This window comes from Aquimarina addita, from assembly GCF_039539305.1.
Taxonomy (GTDB): domain Bacteria; phylum Bacteroidota; class Bacteroidia; order Flavobacteriales; family Flavobacteriaceae; genus Aquimarina; species Aquimarina addita.
In genome coordinates this window covers 1-16,540 of sequence record NZ_BAABCW010000027.1, presented here as the reverse complement: position 1 = coordinate 16,540, position 16,540 = coordinate 1, and the positions used below count along the sequence as shown (strand labels likewise).

Below are 16,540 nucleotides of genomic sequence, written 5' to 3'. Positions count from 1 at the left end.
TAAGTTTTGAATTATATTAATTATAATCTGGTACATCTTTTAAAAAGGAATATTTCTTTTTACTGTAATCCATTTGACAATAGAAATGATTTATACCATTTGTAATCATAAGATATTCTGCTTGCACAGTTAAGTTATATCTAGCAATTTGATCAAAAACTTCTTGAGTAATCTTGATCTTAGGCGATTTACACTCCACAATAAGATAAATACTGCCATCTGGATTAAACACGATAATATCATATCGTTTACTGAGATCATTCACTTTGATTAACTTTTCAACATTAATAAGACTTTCAGGATATTTTTTTTCTTGGATTAAATAGTTAACAGTATGTTGTCGAACCCATTCTTCTGGAGTAAGGATGATAAATTTTTTGCGAATTCTATCAAAAATAGAAACTTTATTTTCATTATTTTTGAATCGAAACTGATATGCCGGAAAGTTGAGTTTTTGCACAATGAATTTTTATTGACTGTTGTAATTCTTTATAAGATGACTCCTTTATATCGATAGTAGGTAACTTAGCTGTACGTTATTTTTCGTTTATTACTTTTCAGCATATATTATGATTAGTTTCAGGAAAGCTTTTGCTTGAAAACAAAACACAGTTTTCTGGTTGAACTAAAAATGACTAAAAAGAGTTGACACAAATTTGATGATTTTTTCTTAATGGATGAAGTAAAACAGATCGTAACTGATATTAAAAATGGAAATTTTAAACCTATCTATTTTTTGATGGGAGAGGAAGCGTATTATATTGATAGAATTTCAGAGTATATCGAGGAGAATATCCTGACAGAAGACGAGAAAAGCTTTAATCAGGTAGTGTTATATGGCAGAGATGTTACGATTGATGAGATCGTATCCAATGCAAAGCGATATCCAATGATGGCAGAGCACCAGGTTGTTATTGTCAAAGAAGCACAAGATTTATCCAGATCTATAGAAAAATTGGCTGATTATGCAGAGAATCCGCAGCCAACAACAATTTTAGTATGCTGTTATAAGTATAAAAAAATTGATAAACGTAAGAAACTGTATAAAACGGTTGCTAAAAATGGAGTGATTTATGAAAGTAAAAAAATGTATGAAAATCAGGTAGCTGATTGGATTCGAAAAGTATTGGCGGGGGCTAAGTATAGTATAGAACCTAAAGCAGCTCAGATGTTGGTTGAGTTTTTAGGAACTGATCTGGGTAAAATAAATAATGAACTAAATAAACTTAAATTGATCATTCCTAAAGGGGAGCAAATTACTGCAGATCAAATTGAAGAAAATATAGGTATCAGTAAAGAGTTTAATAACTTTGAACTACGGAAGGCTGTAGGAACCAAGGATGTTGTAAAAGCGCATAGAATTATTAATTATTTTGCTCAGAATCCTAAAGATAATCCATTGGTTGTTACCATTTCATTATTATATGGTTTTTTCTCTCAGGTATTACAATATCACGGTTTGTCAGATAAATCACAACGTAGTGTTGCAAGTGCTTTAAAAATAAACCCATATTTTGTAAGCGATTATTCTGATGCTGCACGTAATTATCCAATGAAAAAAGTAAGCCAGATTATCGGACTCATACGAGATGCAGATTTAAAAAGTAAAGGAGTAGGGGCCGCAAATCTTCGTCCAGGAGATATTCTTAAAGAATTATTGGTAAAAACTATGGGATAGTAGTAAACTACTTAAATAATATTGATCTATAAGTACTGATTCTGTAGTAAAGCGTTAGCAACTACAGAATCAATACTATCTTATTATACTTTAGGATTCGTTGCAAAAACAGTAGCTTCAGTAATAAAACCTCGATTATCCATTTCTAAAAGTGCACCAATAGTATGCGCAATTTCTTCCCCTCTTAATTTTGTCTTTTGTTCAGCTTCTGTATAAGTTTTTTTGTCAGAATTTCCATCTACTCTATTATCTACAAAATTAGTCATTACTTCACTGGGATTTACTTGCATTACCCTAATGTTATGAGGTCTTAATTCATTTCTCCAGCTCTCAGTCATTCCTCTCAATGCAAATTTTGAAGCCACATAAGGTGATGCAGAAGGAGATCCTTTTAAGGAAGCTGTAGAGCCAATATTGACAATATTTCCATAATCTTGTTCAATAAAATGCTTAGCAGATTCTTTGGCACATAGCGCCGCACCCAGAATATTGGTTTTAAATTGATCTGTAAATTTATCCGCTTCAATATCAATGAGTTTAGCAGCATAGCCATACCCAGCATTATTTATTAAAGTATCCAGCCCTCCAATCTTAGTAATTGTCTGTTGTATCATGTTCTGTACCTGTTCTTCTTTTGTGACGTCTGCTACTACATAATCGATGTCTAATTCATTGGCAGTTTGTTGAAGAGTATTCTCATTTCTACCCGAAATAATAACTTGAGCTCCTTTCTCTTTTAAAAGTTTAGCAGTGGCTTTTCCGATTCCGGAGTTTCCTCCTGTGATTAATATTTTTGCTTCTTTTAGATTCATGTTAGTGTTGTTTTTATATCAAATTCAAAGATAAATGTTAAGTTCTAAATCTTTTGTTAAGCTTAAAAAATTAGTGTCAAATTTGTTGGGATTTTCAGTTCATTAAGCATGTCTGGATGATAACATATATCCTTTGTCACATTAATTAAATTCTTTCTAAGATAATTTAGTGTTTAATAAAAAAACTCACAGATATACTATCAATTATGTAGTAATCTATGAGTTTTATATATTTAGTTATAAGCGAAAATATAACAGAAAAGAACTTTCTATTTTAAAGCTCCTACCATATCTTCTGGTTTTACCCATTCATCAAATTCTTGCTCTGTAACATATCCCAAAGCTACTGCCTCATGCTTAAGAGTAGTACCATTTTTATGCGCAGTATTTGCGATTTCGGCCGCTTTATAATATCCTATTTTTGTATTTAATGCTGTAACAAGCATTAGTGAATTATTTAATAATTCTGTAATTCTCGCCTGATTAGGTGCTATACCTTGCGCACAATGTTCATCAAAAGAGACACAAGCATCTCCAATAAGTTGAGCACTCTGTAATAAATTAGCAGCCATGACAGGTTTAAACACATTAAGTTCAAAATGCCCTTGCATACCACCTACATTAATAGCAACATCATTTCCTAATATCTGTGCACATACCATAGTTAAAGCTTCACACTGAGTGGGGTTTACCTTACCGGGCATAATAGAACTTCCTGGCTCATTTGCTGGAATAATTAATTCTCCAATTCCACTTCTTGGTCCAGATGCAAGCATTCTAATATCATTACCTATTTTATTTAAAGAAACCGCTAATTGTTTTAATGCCCCATGAGTTTCTACAAAAGCGTCGTGAGCTGCTAATGCTTCGAATTTATTCTCTGCAGTAACAAAAGGTAAACTGGTAAACTGAGCAATAAATTCAGATACTCTTTTTGCATACCCTTTTGGAGTATTTAAACCAGTTCCTACTGCTGTACCTCCTAAAGCAATTTCAGCTAGATGCGGTAATGTGTTTTCTAACGCTTTAATACCGTGATTTAATTGAGATACGTATCCGGATAATTCTTGCCCAATAGTAAGTGGAGTAGCATCCATAAAATGTGTACGTCCAATTTTTACAACATTCTTAAATTCGATAGATTTTTTTTCTAGTGTATTTCTTAACTGCTCAATACCCGGAATGGTAACTTCTAAAATCTTCTTATATGCTGCAATGTGCATTCCTGTAGGAAAAGTATCATTAGAAGATTGTGATTTATTGACATCATCGTTAGGCTGAATAGTTTTTTCTCCTTCTCCAATAGTTTTACCAGCAAGCTGATGAGCTCTATTAGCAATTACCTCATTCACATTCATATTACTCTGTGTCCCAGAACCGGTTTGCCAGATGACTAATGGAAACTGATCATCATGTTTACCTTCCAGAATTTCATCACACACCTGTGCAATTAAATCTCTTTTTTCTATAGGTAGTACACCAAGCTCACAATTAGTAAATGCAGCAGCTTTTTTTAGATATGCAAAACCATAGATTATTTCTAAGGGCATAGAAGCAGATGCACCAATTTTAAAATTATTTCTGGAACGTTCTGTTTGCGCACCCCAAAGCTTATCAGCAGGCACTTGTACATCGCCCATTGTATCTTTTTCTAATCTATATGCCATAATATTGATGATTTATTTTTTCGAAGTGCAAATTTAAGGATTTGTTACCCTAATTTTTAATAAAGCTATTACTTTTTAAATTGTTTCTGATTCGTAATTCGATTTTGACATCAGAACGCCATATCCAATGTGGAATGCTTAAAAAGATCAGTCTTATGTTGAAAAATCTATCGCTAAAATGATTTTGAAAACTGACAGTTCATGTTTTCTTGATATTGAATAATTATTTAATAATCAGTCTTCGCAAGTACTTATAGTATAGTTTTGCTGAAGGTTAAAAGATTTTTTTTATTAATTTGGATAAGGGTTAAAATAAATCAAAATTATATTATGAGATAAATAGAAGAGTTATTATCTTTGACAAATAATTGAAATAAGATTACTACTATGTTCGAATTTGATCAATACCTCGGCTTTTTAGCCTTTTTAACTATTCTTACAATTGGATTTTGGTTAATGATATTTTTATTAACTTTTGTAGTCCCTTATTGGATTTTTGGAGCTACTATTGAGAATTTTAAGATGAAAATGGAGGCAAAACGTAAAGCTAGAGAAGAGGCTTAATATCATTTGCAGTTCATAAAATATATATAAAGGAAGTCGATCTCGGCTTCCTTTTTTTTTGCATCATTTCTTTATAAGTATACTTGGATTTAAGACTAAGAAAAGATCATTTATATAGGTATACAGTGGCAAGCAGTATCAAAATATTCATTTTTATTATTCGAAATCGTCACCTCCATCATTACCATCTTCTCTAGAACGTTCTCTTTTCTTTTTCTGGTTAAATCTGTAGGTAAATGATAAGTTGAAACTTCGTACTCTGCGCTGATATTCGTTGTATGATGTAAATGTTTCTGTGATAGCTCTACTGATCCTTTTTCTAGAATTGAATAGATCCCTCACATTAAACGTTATAGAAGCTTTTTCCTTAAAAAGGTCTTTACTAAATGCCAGATTCATACTAAAAATACCTTCACTTTTAGTCTGTGCATTCTCATTGGGTCCTCTATAAATTGCTGTCATTTGCCAATCAATCTGTTTAGGAAGCGTAATCTTATTATTTAACCTTGCGGACCAACTGAAAATGTCCGCATTCAGTGATATTTCATTAAATGTTCCTTTAATACTATTTTGAAACGCATTTAAATTAGCACTAAGTCTCCATTTTCTAGAAGGATTGTAAGTAGTCGTAAACTCAAATCCATATCGATCAGAATTTGATAAGTTAATTGGAGTTCTCCTGATAACAGGAACAACAATAGAACTGCCGTCTGCATTAGTTCCTATAGTAGCTACATCACCAGTATCTTCTGATATAAAAGTAAAAACTTGAGTAGATCGATTATAATAGATCGAGCTATTTAATGTTAATTTGCCAATTCGGTTAAGATATCCCAGGTCAAAAGCATTAGAATAACTAGGATCCAGATCAGGATTTCCTTGAAAAATATTGGTGGCACTGGATCGTGATGGGAATGGGTTGATAAACCGGTTTCGGGGTCTGCTGATTCTACGATTGTATCCCAATACAAAACTTTGATCCTCAGAAATTTCATATCCTAGGTTTATCGTCGGAAATACATCTGTGTAATCTTTTTTTTCAAAATCACCATTAGTTTTCTGATCAATGGTAATTTTAGTGTTCTCAACTCGAATGCCTAAAAGATAAGAGAGTTTGCCTGTTTTATTTCCAAACTGTGTATAGACCGCATTAATATGCTCTTTATATCGTAGATCATTAGAAAGATTATTATCAACAGTTATAAGTCCGCTAGTGTCAAATTGTACAAGAAATTCAGTATCTAGTTCATTAAAATTACCTCGATAACCCAATTCGAATTGACTGTTTTCTCCTAATGGAAGTACGTAATCCGTTTGTATAAGTGTACGGTTCTGTTTTTCTAACGTGTTAACCAGTTCTATACGGGGATCATTTTGCTGCGTTATTCTTGAATCTTCTTCTTCGCTGCTCAGTTCAGTTTGAAAATCAAATGTAAGTTTGTGACCAGTCTTCTCAAAATCTTTGGTATAGTTTAATGAATATTGTTTAGTTGTGTCGTCTTCTATTTCAGGATCAAATCGTATGCTGTTTTCTAAATTATTATCCGCATCTATTTCTGTGATTACATTTGTTGTATTATTTTCATCATCACTAAAACGATATAAGAAAGATGAAGTGATAGAAGAACTATCATTAATATACCATTCTACACCGACATTAACATTGACCCCATTTCGGATTCTGTCAAATTCTCTATCTTCTATGAGAAAATTTTCTGAGGCGATAAAAAATGTTTCTGCTAATGAGTTTCCCGGGGCTTCCCGATAATTATAACCAGATGTAGTGAAAAAATTCAAATCTCCTGTCCTGTAATTTAAGTTTCCAGAAACTCCAGCTGATAATGGATGGCCTCCATTTACAGTTAATGCACCATTAAGACCTTGCAATTTACTTCTGCGTAAAATAATATTTATAATACCAGCGGTACCTTCAGCGTCATATCTTGCAGAAGGAGATGTAATCACTTCTACACGTTCAATAGCATCAGCAGGTAATTGTGTTAGAGCATCTGTACTATTTAACCCAACAAGGCCAGAGGGTTTTCCATTAATCAAAACAGTAACATTATCATTATCTCTTAAAGCAACATTTCCTTCTACATCAACAGAAACCGAAGGGACATTGTCTAATACATCGCTGACGGTTCCACCACTTACGGTCAAGTCCTGACCTACATTGTAAATTTTTTTATCAAGTTTGATTTCTACTGTCGTTTTTTCTGCAATGATCAGTACATCATCCAGTGATTCTGTGTCCAGACTTAATGCAATTACTCCCAGATCGGTATTGTCAATTAATTTTTGCTTTTGTAATTTCTTAGTTTTAAATGAAATATATTCCATTATGACCGTATACATTCCAGATTGTATTTCTATAGAAAATGTACCATCAGTAGTTGTAATTCCGCCATTAACAATTTTTTTTTGTCTTGGACTATAAAAAGAAATTGTAGCATATTCTAACGGCTCCTTTGTATCCTGGTCAATTATTTTGCCAGATATTTTGATTTGTCTTTGTTGATTTTGTTGTTGTGAAAAACAAGGAATAGCAATAAGTATAAGCAATAGAACCAGACACTGATTTTTCATTCCTTTTTTATTTTTATATATGATGACAAACTTAAAACAGGGTAGTAAAAAATTAAAGGTTAAAAGTAAAATTAGGTTTAGATTATACGAGTTAAAAGGGTGTTAATTTTATATCAGTAAAAGGAGCTATTTTAGGCTATGAATAAATTGTATTTGAATATTGTACTATACTTCAATGGAGATTTTAAAATATAATTTTACTTAATAACAAAAATATTGGCAGTAAAAAAGAGTTTTTTACCACTTATAGTATTGGTTTTTAATGTAGTTTATCGATCTATTTTGATATTAAAAGAATTACTGATGGTAAAACACTTTTTTTGTTATGAATTCTGCTACATTTTGGTAAATTTACATCTACGTAAAAACCTAGTTAAAAAATCATGAAAAAAACTTTTATTAATAAGAGATCATTTTTAAATATATTTATTTTATTTTCTTTAATATCGATATCCGCCGAGGCTCAGAGTCATAAACTTGCTTTCTCCTTAACAGGTGGGTATGTGCAGGGAGGTTTTGGAGGAATGGCGACATTAGATTATAAGGTTAATGAGTTTGACTACCTACAGCTTAATTTTCAATCTAATTTTACTAATCTTGATTATGAAGATATTGAAGTGCCAGTTCGATTGTATTCTTTTAATGCTGGTTTCTTTTTTGATGTATTAAGAAATAATAAAAGAACTTTTGCACTAGCTGTGGGAGGAGGAGCTACTGCCGGATCAGAGATAGTGAATGGTGGCGATGACATATTGGAAAATAATGAAGTGCTGAATACAGAATTAATAGAGCCAAGTAAAATAGTATTTGGTTTTTATGCTGGGCTTGATGCAGATATTTATTTAATTCCAACGATAGCACTTACTATAAAAATAAATGAAACATATCACCTGAATAGCGATGTCGGTGAATTTACACCATATATGGGATTAGGAGTTAAATTGATATTGAAATAATCAAAATATGAAAAAAATTTATAAATATCTGTTAGTAAGTATCGTTGTGTGGTCTTTGATTAGCTCCTGTAACAAAGAAATTTCTGATGATTTAGTAGCACTTTATAAAGTAGAATTTAATGAAACTACAATAGAATCATTTTTGAATACAGCAGAAGCTACTAATTTTAAGATTTTAATTGAAGAATCTATTGAGGCTGGAGATTATCAAATGAAATATGATGTTACCAAAGGTTCAGGTTATTATCTCGTAAATTCAGAAAGAGTAGAGGAAGGTGTTTTTGTAGATTTACCAGCAGGGTCAGAATTTAGTATTGGATATGTAAGTACTACAGCGGGAGAGAATAATGTTACACTTACCTTACAAGATAGTCGAAACAGGCAACAAGATTTTTTTCTTATTTATAGTGTAACAGATAATAGGTTTATTTTTGATATAACACCAGAAGAAGCAACAACATATGTAGGAGGCATCCTCGATTTTAATATAAATATTACTGCAGAAAATTCTGCGAATTATGAAATTTCATATGTGTTAGATGAAGAAAATACGGGGTCAGGTACGGTGAAGGTTGATGGAGAAGTTATTACTCCAGAAGATAAGCAAACCATAACAGATTCGAGTGAATTTGAATGGCAATTTGAAGGAGTAACTTTAGGAACTGTTGATATCATATTTGCTATAACCAATAGTTTAGGAGTTGTTGTAGAACAATCTGTGCAAATTGAAGTTTCCGACATACTAGTACTACAAGGAGATAATCCACAGATCATTCAGCTTAATGGAATATATGAAGAACTGGGAGCTACGGTAGACGATGCATATAGTTTGGAAATTAATACTGATGCATTGTTATTAGATACGCCTGGTGAATATCAAGTTGTGTATACAGCAGTAGATGTTGATAATAATGCAGCAGTTCAGGCAGAACGAACGATCATTGTAAACAATCCTCCTACAGCTAGTTTTACACCTGGATCTATTAGCGGTGAAGCACCATTTTCTGTAACATTTGATAATACAAGTTCAGAAGATTCTGATGGAACCATTGTAAAATCCGAATGGAATTATGGTGATGGAGAATCTGATGTAGATACTACGTTTCCTTCAATTAACTCTATTACATATAATACTCCAGACGAGTATACCGTGACGCTAACAGTAACAGATGATCTTGGTGGTGTAGATACTGTGACAGCAACTATTACAGTGACATCATCTACACCGGTTGTGACAGGATTTAATAGATCCACGGGATTATTAACTGCTCCTGCAGGAGCAGAGATATCAGTAGCAATGCAATCGGGAGGAAATGGAAATCCAGGTAACGCAATTTTAAGTGCAGGAGATATTGCATTTGGAACTACGTGTTGGGGTTTTAGTCAAGATACTCAATGTCTGATATCTATTCATGATACAAATCCAGCTGTAGATGTTATGGAGTTTACTTTTACAATGCCAGCAAGTAACGAAGTTTTTTTTACAGGTTCTCATAATCCTGTAACCACAGGGAATAGTGGATCGCAGTTTGTTATAAGAGTCGATGACGTTGAAGTTTATAATGATGTCATGACCATTAGTGAAGGAGTTCCTTCAAATTAAGATTCATCTGATAATTAATTAAGTTTATGAATAAAATGTATAAGTTTTTATCTTTGACTGTTCTTTTGTTATTGATAATTACAGCTTGTAAAAGCGATGATGATGGAAACTCAATAGAACAGTTTAAAGTAGAATTTGAAAAAACAATAATAGAATCTTTTCTAGATACATCTACATCTACTAGTTTTAAAATAACACTAGGTGGAACCATTGCTACAGGTAGCTATCAACTAAAATATAGAAATACGAAAGGTTCAGGTTACTACTATGTTGATTCTGAGAAAATTGAAGAAGATGAGTTTGTTGATTTAGTCATAGAACCTAAAAATACTATAGAATATGTAGCGACTACTATTGGAGTCAATAATGTTACCATTACTATACAAGATAAAGAAGGAAGAGAACAAGATTTTTCTCTCGTTTATAATGTAAATGATACAGCTTTTAGTTTTAGTATTGAACCCGATCAAATAACAATTTATGAAGGTGAAAGGTTGGATTTGAATTTTTCTATTTCAGAAATAAGTAATGCTAATTATGATATTTCTTATGTTGTTGACAACTCAAATACTACTGGTTTAGGTAATTTTATAGTGGATGGAGATGTTTTTTTACCAGAGGAGGTGAAGACATTGGTTGACTCTAATGAAGTCATCTTTAACTTTGAGGGTGTTAGTGGAGGAGATGTTACTGTCTTGTTTACAATCACCAGTAGTTTAGGTGTAGTATTAGAAAAAAGTTTAACCATTGAAGTTTTAGAAATTCCTGATTTTTCATTTACCTCACAATTGTCGATTACAGATGAAGTAGAGGTTAATACAGCAACTGTAATAAATTTTGAACTTATAGAAACAGTCGGAACTTCAGAGTATATAATGACATATGTTACATCTAGTCAAGGTAGTTTAGAATATAATGATAAGGTATATCAATCAGGTGATGAAATCATTATAGTGCCAGGAGCGTCAACAGGACAATATACAGGAGCGTTAAAGGGAGATCATGATTTAGAATTTACGGTAATTAATGCTAATAATATTCCTATTAAAAAAACTACTTCAATTACATTAACATTTGTAGATACTCCTATTCTGCCAGAAGTAATTGCCTGGCCTAATGTAATATCTAAGGATGTTCCCGGAATCCTTATTGGAGAAAATCTTAATTTGACAACTAAGATTGTAGTAGAGGGTATAGAGGCTGTTATTATAGAAAAGGAACTGAACTCTGTTGAATTTTTATTTCCGTCAAGTTTACCAACAGGTTTATACACGGTACTAGTGTATAATGGTGATTCTATTGGTAGTTCAAAAGAAGGTGTTGCCTACATTGATGGTGAGTATGTAGAGTTTTTTGATTTTGATGAGTATTCAACAGAATATGTAAGAAATATTGATGCAGAATCAATAAATACAATTGATGATATCAGTGAACAACCTACCATTCAGGGAGTTCCTTTTGGAAACACATTTTTGAATCTTAAATATAATGATTTAACACTTAATTCTAGGGCATACTTATATGTCTATGAAACAACAATTTTTCCTGGTAGTAATAATCAAGATCAGTTATCTAATTTATTAGACCCTGATAAATTTAATAATAACCCTGTTCTTCATTTTTGGATGCGAACTCGATCCGGAGAAAATCCACGTTTTAAAATTTATTATGGATCATCTGATAGAAGAGAGTTCAGTATTAGAGAAACAAATAATGAATGGGTATTAGTAGCTGTAAAGTTAAAAGATTTTATAATTGGAGGAGATATAGAAGAACTTCATTTTAGATTTAGTCCTGGATCTGATATTGGACCATCTTTGATTAAATCCGTAGATTATGATTGGTTTATAGTTACTGATAAAGTTTTGACTGAGTTCGGAGCTATTGATTATACGGACGATTGGAGGGATCAGTAATGATTTTGTCTACAATAGTATAAATAATAAGATAAAAAAGCCCTGAAAATCTAAATTTTCAGGGCTTTCTTTCATTTCAAAATTTCGGTAACCTTTTCTGGAGGTCTTCCTATAATAGCTTTATTATTTTTAATAACAATAGGTCTCTCTATTAATTTAGGATGCTCACACATCGCTTTTATAAGTTCATCGTCAGTCATATCTTTCCCTTTAAATTTTTCTTTCCAGATAGTTTCATTAGTTCTGATGAGTTCTTTTGGTTGTATATTGAGAAGCTGAATAATTTCTGTTAATTGTTCTTTAATTAAAGGAGTATCTAGATATTTTATATTAGTAACCTCTTCTTTTTGCTCTTCCAAAATAGCAAGGCATTGCCTTGACTTACTGCATCTGGGATTATGGTAAATGGTTGTCATTATACTTTTATGATTTTTGTTTACTTGTTTCTAAAACACTATCAGTTTTAGAAGTTTCATAATCTATTTATGATGTACCTGATATTATTCCTCATTTCTTTGTCCCATCATCATTAAGAATGCTTTTAGAAATGCATCAATATCTCCATCCATAACTGCGTCCACATTTCCAGTCTCTTCGGCCGTTCTTACATCTTTTACCAATTTATAAGGATGCATCACATAGTTACGTATCTGAGATCCCCATTCTATTTTCATTTTAGAGGCCTCAATTTCATTACGTTGTTCTTGTTGTTTTTTGAGTTCTAATTCAAATAATTGAGATTTGAGCATTTGCAATGCTTTTTCTCTATTATCGTGTTGAGATCTAGAATCCGAACAAGAAATCTGAATTCCGGTAGGGAAGTGGGTTAGTTGTACTTTAGTTTCTACTTTATTTACATTTTGCCCTCCCGCACCGCTTGATCTGGACGTTATGATTTCGTATTCAGATGGATTTATTTCTATTTCAATACTGTCATCCGCGAGCGGATAGACATATACAGAAGCAAAAGATGTATGTCTTTTAGCATTACTGTCAAAAGGAGAAATCCGAACTAATCGATGTACTCCATTTTCACCTTTAAGCCATCCAAAGGAATATTCGCCTTCAATTTCTAAGGTCACCGTTTTAATTCCAGCTACATCACCCCCTTGATAATTAAGTTCTTTAACTTTGTATCCTTGTTTCTCTGCCCACATTAAATACATACGCATTAACATGTTTGCCCAATCACAACTCTCAGTACCGCCTGCACCAGCTGTAATTTGTAGTACAGCACTCATACTATCACCTTCATCACTTAACATGTTCTTGAACTCAAGATCTTCGATAAGTTCCAATGCTTTAGTATAACGTTCTTGTACTTCAGTTTCAGTAGCATCTCCTTCTTTGTAGAATTCATAGAGTACATCAAGATCCTCTACGAGAGTGACACTTTTTTCATACTCGCTGACCCATTTTTTTTCTGAATTTAAGGCACGCATTAGTTTTTCTGCTTCTTGTGCATTATTCCAGAAATCAGGAGCAAATGTTTTTTCTTCTTCGTTTGCTATTTCAATAAGTTTGGCATCAATGTCAAAGATACCTCCTTAACGCAACCTGGCGCTCTCTAAGATCTAGTATCGTCTCAGTATTAATCATAATTCAATTATTTTTGACAAAAATAAGATTTAAGAGCTCAGTAAGAAGTAATTTTACTATTATTTTATAATTTTAATTTTTTATTATCTACTGATTCTTTTTAATATAATTTTTAGAAAAATAAGAGAAGTTGAATACGATTTATTAAGATTATTTTAATAAGAAAATTTTAGATGCAGGCGGTAGAATTAACGATATTGTATTGATCATTATTTATAATGAATTATCAAAAGTTGTCTTTGATTTTGGATTTTAGTCTGGTTAATTGTAAAAAATATTATTTCAAATTACTCCGTATATGATAATTGATCTCAGAAGTGATACAGTAACCAGGCCTACATCAGGTATGCTTGATGCAATGATGAATGCAGAAGTGGGGGATGATGTATATAAGGAAGATCCTACTGTCAATATTTTAGAAGAAAAGGTTGCTGCGATGTTTGGAATGGATACTGCTTTATTTTTTCCATCAGGTACGATGGCAAATCAGGCAGCAATTAAATTGCATACACAACCTGGAGAGCAATTGATTGCAGATGCTTATGCCCATATCTATAATTATGAAGGAGGAGGAGTTTCATTTAATAGTGGGGTTTCTTGTAAATTAATACAAGGTCATAGAGGTATGATTACAGCAGATCAAGTCGCTGTATCAATCAATCCTCCTGATTTTTACCACAGCCCATTAACTAGTTTAGTTTGTGTTGAAAATACTGCTAATAAAGGGGGAGGCGCTTGCTATGATTTTAAAGAGATTAAAAAAATCAGAAATATATGTACACAGAATGACCTGAGATTCCATTTAGATGGAGCGAGATTGTGGAATGCATTAGTAGCTAAAGGAGAAAATCCAAAACAATATGGTGAGGTTTTTGATACTATTTCGGTTTGTTTAAGTAAAGGCCTAGGAGCGCCTATGGGTTCCTTATTACTTGGTAAGCAATCCATTATGAATAAAGCAATTAGAGTAAGAAAACTACTTGGAGGAGGAATGCGTCAAATAGGATATATGGCCGCTGCGGGATTATACGCTATTGATCACCACATCGATAGATTAGCAGATGATCATAAAAAAGCAAAAGAAATAGGAGAAGCGTTAGAGGGATTGTCCTTTGTTAAAAATGTTGCACCTATAGATACAAACATTGTTATTTTTACAATTACAGGAAACGAAGAGGATTTTATTGCTAAAATGGCTAAGAAAAATATTCATTTTTATGGGATGGGAGAGGGAAAACTAAGATTTGTTACACATTTAGATTATACTGCAACGATGCATGAATATTTTTTAACAATATTGTCTTCCTTCTAATAAAATAAAGCTATCCTTTTGTTTAAATAGGAATAGCTTTATGAGTATACGTATACTAAAGTTCCATTGTTTTTGATTCTGGAGCATTTTCTAATACGGATTTGATACCATTTTCCATTCCCGATTCAGAAGAGTACATCTGACTACTTCCGATTACCTGTCCATTACCAGCTTTTAAATTAAAGAAAAATTTACCGTCTTTTGACGTTTTTCTTTCGTATCTCCCGTCTTCAGCAGCGTTTTTTTGAACAGATTTTATTCCTTGAATAGCAGCAGATTTACTCTCATAAATTTCACTACTTAAAATTACCTGACCATTTTTAGCCTTTAATGTGAAATGGTAGTTAGATCTTTCCTTGCATTTAAGTTCAAACATAGCGTTGAGTTTTAATAAAGTTCAATGATTTGGTTAAAATTATAGAATTAAAAGGAGAAAGAAAAATATAAGAACCAGTATGATCTAGTTTTTAATTTGCCATTTATCGGATAAAGATACAAGTCATCGAAAATGTATATTCTTTATGAGTTGTTGTTTTTTAACATTTCCTTTCGATTACATATTTTCGTATCTTTATAAGAATTAATAATCACAAAATAATCAACTATGAAAAAATTCACTTTATTACTCGTTCTTCTGACAGCAGGAGCTACGGTAAAAGCACAAGACTTACCCGCTAATCCGGAACCGGGGAAATGTTATGTGCGTTGTACTACTCCTGATATTTATAAAAATGAAACAGTTCAAGTTCAAATTACTCCAGAATATAAGAAATTGAAAACCTATCCTGCTACTTACGAAACAGTTACTGAGAAAGTACTGGTAAAAGAAGCTGCTAAAAAGATGTCTGTAATTCCTGCAAAATACGCTACAGAGACAGTAACTTTTGTAAAAAAACAAGGAGCCTCTACGCTTAAAGTGATTCCTGCTGAGTTTGGAACCGGAGCGGAAACTGTAGAAATTAAAGCAGCATATGCTCAATGGGAGTTAGGAGCACCAGCACCCGATTGTGCATCAAGTAATCCTGATGATTGTCGCTATTGGTGTTATAAAGGGTATCCTGCAGAATTTACTACTGTTCCTGTTACTACATTAGGTAGTGATGCTACGACTTCCAGTACTGCTATTGCAGAGCAATCAGGAACCTATACTAAAAAGGTAGTAGCACAGCCTGCCAAAGTAGTAGAAGAGGAAATTCCTGCTGAATATGCAACGATTACTAAAACAGTGATGGTAAAGGATGCATATGTAGAAGAAGTAGTAGTTCCTGCAACATTTAAAACCGTTAGCAAAGAAACACTTTCTCAAAAAGGAGGATTAACAACCTGGAAAGAAGTTGAATGTTCTTTAGTTGAGTATTCTGCATTGCCAATTAATTGGAATTTAGGTAGCGCAACATTAACAGCCGAAGCTAAGAGTATTATTGATACAAGATTAATGCCTGTATTAGCTAGTAATGCTGGAGCAAAAATGGAAATCGCTTCTCATACAGATTCCAGAGGATCTAAATCTAGTAATAGTGAACTTTCTGATAGAAGAGCGCAAGCTGTTGTTACTTATTTAATCTCTAAAGGTGTTAATGATAGTCGTTTAGTAGCTAATGGTTATGGTGAAAACAAACTAAAAAACAGATGTTCTGATGGAGTTTCTTGTACAGAACGAGAACATGCTACAAACAGAAGAACTGAATTTAGATTGATTAATAACTAGTAATCTGGATAGACACTATCCCATTAAGTGTGTAAGTTTAAAATAAAGAGGGTTTGACTTTTATTTAAAGTTGAACCCTTTCATCAAATATAGTTAAAAATTGATTTAAAATTATTCCCCAATTCCGAATAGGCAT

The 16,540-nt window shown here is 32.5% G+C and carries 14 protein-coding genes; 7 read left to right on the top strand and 7 right to left on the bottom strand.

Annotated elements, in window-relative coordinates; translation table 11 throughout:
* Positions 1-16: 16 nt before the first annotated feature.
* Positions 17-460, bottom strand: a complete 444-nt coding sequence (locus tag ABD816_RS20345; protein ID WP_344930561.1) for a type I restriction enzyme HsdR N-terminal domain-containing protein — start codon at positions 458-460, stop codon at positions 17-19.
* Positions 461-673: 213 nt separating this feature from the next.
* Here ABD816_RS20345 and holA point away from each other — a divergent pair, with 213 nt between their 5' ends.
* Positions 674-1,678, top strand: a complete 1,005-nt coding sequence (gene holA / locus ABD816_RS20340; RefSeq protein ID WP_344930560.1) for a DNA polymerase III subunit delta — start codon at positions 674-676, stop codon at positions 1,676-1,678.
* 83 nt (positions 1,679-1,761) lie between these two features.
* Here the strand turns inward: holA and ABD816_RS20335 are convergent, their stop codons facing one another.
* Together ABD816_RS20335 and fumC are read right to left on the bottom strand one after the other, a co-directional pair.
* Positions 1,762-2,490, bottom strand: a complete 729-nt coding sequence (locus tag ABD816_RS20335; protein WP_344930558.1) for an SDR family oxidoreductase — start codon at positions 2,488-2,490, stop codon at positions 1,762-1,764.
* A gap of 269 nt (positions 2,491-2,759) precedes the next feature.
* The gene (gene fumC, locus ABD816_RS20330; RefSeq protein WP_344930557.1) at positions 2,760-4,157 is read right to left on the bottom strand and encodes a class II fumarate hydratase; all 1,398 of its coding nucleotides are present in this window, start codon (positions 4,155-4,157) and stop codon (positions 2,760-2,762) included.
* A 387-nt stretch (positions 4,158-4,544) separates the two neighbouring features.
* On the opposite strand from fumC, the gene ABD816_RS20325 reads away from it, so the two are divergent.
* Positions 4,545-4,721, top strand: coding sequence for a hypothetical protein (locus ABD816_RS20325; RefSeq protein WP_344930556.1), 177 nt, complete (start codon positions 4,545-4,547; stop codon positions 4,719-4,721).
* Between the two features lie 156 nt (positions 4,722-4,877).
* Here the strand turns inward: ABD816_RS20325 and ABD816_RS20320 are convergent, their stop codons facing one another.
* Positions 4,878-7,310 carry a TonB-dependent receptor gene (locus tag ABD816_RS20320; protein WP_344930555.1) on the bottom strand — a complete coding sequence of 811 codons (2,433 nt, stop codon included), beginning with the start codon at positions 7,308-7,310 and terminating at the stop codon, positions 4,878-4,880.
* A gap of 383 nt (positions 7,311-7,693) precedes the next feature.
* Between ABD816_RS20320 and ABD816_RS20315 the strand changes: the two genes are divergently transcribed.
* The 3 genes from ABD816_RS20315 to ABD816_RS20305 are packed head-to-tail and all read left to right on the top strand — an operon-like array spanning position 7,694 to position 11,785.
* Positions 7,694-8,266 carry a conjugal transfer protein TraO gene (locus ABD816_RS20315; protein ID WP_344930553.1) on the top strand — a complete coding sequence of 191 codons (573 nt, stop codon included), beginning with the start codon at positions 7,694-7,696 and terminating at the stop codon, positions 8,264-8,266.
* A 7-nt stretch (positions 8,267-8,273) separates the two neighbouring features.
* Positions 8,274-9,869, top strand: a complete 1,596-nt coding sequence (locus ABD816_RS20310; protein ID WP_344930550.1) for a PKD domain-containing protein — start codon at positions 8,274-8,276, stop codon at positions 9,867-9,869.
* 35 nt (positions 9,870-9,904) lie between these two features.
* Entirely contained in the window at positions 9,905-11,785 is a 1,881-nt protein-coding gene (locus tag ABD816_RS20305; RefSeq protein WP_344930548.1) for a hypothetical protein, read from the top strand.
* A gap of 71 nt (positions 11,786-11,856) precedes the next feature.
* On the opposite strand, the gene arsC is transcribed toward ABD816_RS20305, so the two are convergent.
* Together arsC and prfB are read right to left on the bottom strand one after the other, a co-directional pair.
* Entirely contained in the window at positions 11,857-12,201 is a 345-nt protein-coding gene (arsC, locus tag ABD816_RS20300; protein ID WP_344930545.1) for an arsenate reductase (glutaredoxin), read from the bottom strand.
* 84 nt (positions 12,202-12,285) lie between these two features.
* A protein-coding gene (gene prfB, locus ABD816_RS20295) for a peptide chain release factor 2 (RefSeq protein ID WP_344930544.1) occupies positions 12,286-13,384 on the bottom strand; the annotation gives its coding sequence in 2 pieces (ribosomal slippage) (positions 12,286-13,320 and positions 13,322-13,384; 1,098 coding nt in all).
* A 298-nt stretch (positions 13,385-13,682) separates the two neighbouring features.
* On the opposite strand from prfB, the gene ABD816_RS20290 reads away from it, so the two are divergent.
* Positions 13,683-14,696 (top strand): threonine aldolase family protein, encoded by a 1,014-nt coding sequence (locus ABD816_RS20290; protein WP_344930542.1) that lies wholly within the window; start codon positions 13,683-13,685, stop codon positions 14,694-14,696.
* Between the two features lie 55 nt (positions 14,697-14,751).
* Here the strand turns inward: ABD816_RS20290 and ABD816_RS20285 are convergent, their stop codons facing one another.
* On the bottom strand, positions 14,752-15,072 hold the full coding sequence (locus tag ABD816_RS20285; protein ID WP_344930540.1) for a YegP family protein: 321 nt from the start codon (positions 15,070-15,072) through the stop codon (positions 14,752-14,754).
* 228 nt (positions 15,073-15,300) lie between these two features.
* On the opposite strand from ABD816_RS20285, the gene ABD816_RS20280 reads away from it, so the two are divergent.
* On the top strand, positions 15,301-16,404 hold the full coding sequence (locus ABD816_RS20280) for an OmpA family protein (RefSeq protein WP_344930539.1): 1,104 nt from the start codon (positions 15,301-15,303) through the stop codon (positions 16,402-16,404).
* Positions 16,405-16,540 lie beyond the last annotated feature (136 nt).

Bases quoted from the DNA above. Each gene is read 5' to 3' on its own strand.
- holA (WP_344930560.1), top strand. From the start codon at position 674: ATGGATGAAGTAAAACAGATCGTAACTGATATTAAAAATGGAAATTTT.
- ABD816_RS20335 (WP_344930558.1), bottom strand. From the start codon at position 2,490: ATGAATCTAAAAGAAGCAAAAATATTAATCACAGGAGGAAACTCCGGA.
- fumC (WP_344930557.1), bottom strand. From the start codon at position 4,157: ATGGCATATAGATTAGAAAAAGATACAATGGGCGATGTACAAGTGCCT.
- ABD816_RS20325 (WP_344930556.1), top strand. From the start codon at position 4,545: ATGTTCGAATTTGATCAATACCTCGGCTTTTTAGCCTTTTTAACTATT.
- ABD816_RS20320 (WP_344930555.1), bottom strand. From the start codon at position 7,310: ATGAAAAATCAGTGTCTGGTTCTATTGCTTATACTTATTGCTATTCCT.
- ABD816_RS20315 (WP_344930553.1), top strand. From the start codon at position 7,694: ATGAAAAAAACTTTTATTAATAAGAGATCATTTTTAAATATATTTATT.
- ABD816_RS20310 (WP_344930550.1), top strand. From the start codon at position 8,274: ATGAAAAAAATTTATAAATATCTGTTAGTAAGTATCGTTGTGTGGTCT.
- ABD816_RS20305 (WP_344930548.1), top strand. From the start codon at position 9,905: ATGTATAAGTTTTTATCTTTGACTGTTCTTTTGTTATTGATAATTACA.
- arsC (WP_344930545.1), bottom strand. From the start codon at position 12,201: ATGACAACCATTTACCATAATCCCAGATGCAGTAAGTCAAGGCAATGC.
- ABD816_RS20290 (WP_344930542.1), top strand. From the start codon at position 13,683: ATGATAATTGATCTCAGAAGTGATACAGTAACCAGGCCTACATCAGGT.
- ABD816_RS20285 (WP_344930540.1), bottom strand. From the start codon at position 15,072: ATGTTTGAACTTAAATGCAAGGAAAGATCTAACTACCATTTCACATTA.
- ABD816_RS20280 (WP_344930539.1), top strand. From the start codon at position 15,301: ATGAAAAAATTCACTTTATTACTCGTTCTTCTGACAGCAGGAGCTACG.